Annotated in this window: 3 protein-coding genes; all 3 read right to left on the reverse strand. The window is 63.3% G+C overall.

What is annotated here, in order from left to right:
- Positions 1-319: hypothetical protein (locus tag K309_RS43650; protein ID WP_035878908.1), on the reverse strand; the 319-nt coding region annotated here is incomplete at its 3' end.
- A gap of 69 nt (positions 320-388) precedes the next feature.
- Positions 389-697 carry a hypothetical protein gene (locus K309_RS0134480; protein ID WP_029050419.1) on the reverse strand — a complete coding sequence of 103 codons (309 nt, stop codon included), beginning with the start codon at positions 695-697 and terminating at the stop codon, positions 389-391.
- A gap of 46 nt (positions 698-743) precedes the next feature.
- On the reverse strand, positions 744-2447 hold the full coding sequence (locus K309_RS0134485; protein ID WP_029050420.1) for a M30 family zinc metallopeptidase: 1704 nt from the start codon (positions 2445-2447) through the stop codon (positions 744-746).
- Positions 2448-2624 lie beyond the last annotated feature (177 nt).

Here is a 2624-nt window from a genome sequence, read left to right on the forward strand (position 1 = left end):
GTGGCCTAACCGCAGCACCTTTCCGTCCCCCGCTCGCCCCTACCTCCTTATCGCGACGGAACCCTCGCGCAAGTACGTCGATGGTCTCACGCGCCGCCTTCGCGGAAACCACGACCTCATTGCGCTCGGAGGCAGACGCATTGAGTTGCTGTTGCAACCGCTCCTGCGAATTCTGTCGCGCCCGGAGTGCGATCACCGCCGCCGCGACGGCATTCCCGCTCTCGTCCGGTGCGGGGAGCGGCGGCTGCGTCCTCGGGGCAGCATTGCGGATGATCGCTAGATCTTCGTGCAGGCCCATCGCATCACGTGCATTCAACATGGATTGCTCCTTGCTTTTTCATCACTGTATCTCAGGTCCCCAGATCTCGCCAAACTTCCGGTGGGGCGACTAGGGAGCTGGGGCGATGCGCAGGACGTCGACACGCAACGCCGGGAGCCACGTATTGGCACCGGGCGCGCGCAACACCGTACCTTGAATGGTGACCCGCTGTCCGGTCAGGCCGCGCGCTTGCCCGACGGTGGTCCCCATGAGCTCCCAGTCGGCGTGATCGTCCGTCTGTAGTACCACCATCGGGAAGGGCTCATTGCCCTTGACGTGCAGGCTACCCGTCAGCGCCACGCGGGCGCCGGGAGCCGGCGCGGCCGCACAGCCGGCCACGCTGACCAAGGCCACGGCCGCCACCATGAGTTCTTTCACTTCGCGTCTCCATCCGAAGGGGGCAGCTTGGCCGCCCCCGGCTAGCTTACTGGATCACGACCGACAGAGTGGTCCCGGCCGGTAGCTTCACGCTTTCGCTGTAGACACCGCTGACGGCCTTACGCACCACCGGCAAGCTCGCGTAGGGTTGTAGTGTGGTAGGAACGGACTGCGTGAGCGTCCGATAAGGTGCTTGCGCCTGCGGATCGATCATGGGCAGCCGGAAGTCGCCTTCAGTTCGCGGCGGGAACCCATAGCCCATCGGGCTGGTAGCGGCCGGCATCAGGGCGCTGGCCGTTGCGGTAAAGCGGCACAACTGGTCCGTGAAGCCAGAGCTCGGGGCCACGGATTTGATGGCAGCGTCGAGCACGGCGACCGTATCGGTGCTGCTGCGATTCGCCAGCAAATTCTTGAAGAAGGTGAGGCCGAGTTGGCGATCGAGGAAGCCGCCAAACGAGCCCGACACGGCATAGCTGTCGCAACCGGCGCCAAATGGCGTCCAGTCCAGCAGGCTGCAGTTGTAGGAACCAGACTGGTAGGCAATATAGCGGGGGAAGCGAACGTCCCGGACATTGTTGAAGCTCGGATCGATGGCATCGCTGGCGAAGTCCTCCATCATCATGGCGGTCGCCTCTTCGAGCCACGTATCCAGCATGAAGGAAGCTCCCCCGACGACGCCGCGCCGATAGTAGTTCTGCATGTGCATGCCTTCGTGGGCCATGGCCATCAACATGGACTTCAAGCCGGTGGTGCCGCCTAGGTACAGGGTTTCCGAGTCAAGGTATAGGGAGACCGACTGATTGCTGTACGGATTGGTGGCATCCCGCAGGAGCGCGTTGCGCGCATAGAAGTAGCCGAGCAAACCAAATGGCGTGTTGTTGTTGTCGAAATTGAGGATGACGATATCGATCGGCTGCGCGGTGGGTGCAAGCAACTTGGAGTAATTGTGCGGACCCCACATCGGGCCGCCCACCGACTTCAGCATGTCGTAAATCTTCCCAGCGGGCACAAAGGCCGAAACCAGTGCATCGACGATCGCGGGACTGACTTTTGTCCCATCGTTTTCGCTGTTCTCCACCCAGAAGTTGATCGTCGTACCATCACTGGCTGTGGTCTGGCGCACCAACGTTGCGGGGCGGGCCGTGTTGTCCTCGTGATACCACGTTTTGGTCTCGTTCACGATCGACTGGCTGGGGACACGGAGCATCGAGAAGCGGGCGCCGCTACCCCGGGTGCCGGCGTGGGCAACCCAGCCATCATGGTTGAACTGCGAGATCCGTGCCTTGGCGTTGTCGGTCGCGCTCTGCAGTTGCAGCATGCTGGCAGCGAGATTTGGGTATTGATAGGACGCAGCGGTCAGGGAAATCATCGGCATGGGCTGCGCCGACGCGGTCTGATTGGTAAAGACGAGCGTGACGTCCTGTCCAGTCAGGCCGGCGATGCTGAGCGGCACCTCGACGGCCGCGTCCGAGGCGTTGGCGACTTGCCAGACCCCCACACCGTGGCCGGCATAGGTGTTGGCGTCGACCGTGCCACAACCGGTGCAGGCAGGCGTGAGCGGATTGTTCGTCGCCGTGGTAGTGCCCGTCGTGGTGGTGCCTGTCGTCGGTGTCGCGGTTACCGGGGTCCCGGTGCTGACGGATTGTGGCGTGCTATCGTCGCCGCCGCCGCCACAGGCGGCGAGCACGGTGGCGGTCAGCAACGTCATGGCCATGGTAAGGGGATGGGGCAGGGTGCGAGAGGTGCGCATGGAATCTCCTTGTGTTGGGACACATGCCAGCGGGCATGCAAAGTCGATGGGGAATGTCGGGGCTTCGGGAGCGATGGCGTGGCGGTTCCGTCGCGATAAGGAGGTAGGGGCGAGCGGGGGACGGAAAGGTGCTGCGGTTAGGCCACCAGGGAGTAGAACTGCTCGGCAGCGGACGGA

Source organism: Cupriavidus phytohabitans, assembly GCF_000426345.1.
Taxonomy (GTDB): domain Bacteria; phylum Pseudomonadota; class Gammaproteobacteria; order Burkholderiales; family Burkholderiaceae; genus Cupriavidus.